This is a genomic window from Bacillus sanguinis (genome assembly GCF_018332475.1).
Lineage (GTDB): Bacteria > Bacillota > Bacilli > Bacillales > Bacillaceae_G > Bacillus_A > Bacillus_A sanguinis.
Genome location: NZ_BOQB01000695.1, coordinates 1 through 207, shown reverse-complemented (window position 1 = coordinate 207; position 207 = coordinate 1). Strand labels below are relative to the sequence as shown.

The following is a 207-nucleotide window of genomic DNA, read 5'->3' as shown; positions in this document are numbered from 1 at the left end:
CTTTATGTAGAAAAGAGGGGTATATATAATGGAAGTAACAAGTAAAACAGAATCTGTCATTGTGAAATATGAAGGGCACGTTGCAACGGTTATGGTCAATCGCCCAGAGGTGTTAAATGCATTAGATGAGCCAACGTTAAAAGAGCTATTACAAAAACTGAAAGAAGTAGCGGAGAGTTCTGCGCATATTGTTGTGCTATGCGGGAA

1 pseudogene is annotated in these 207 nt (G+C 39.1%); it reads left to right on the top strand.

Annotation, left to right across the window (positions count from 1 at the left end):
* Positions 1–28: 28 nt before the first annotated feature.
* Positions 29–207 (top strand): annotated as a pseudogene (locus KI369_RS29810) (enoyl-CoA hydratase); the annotation flags it as partial.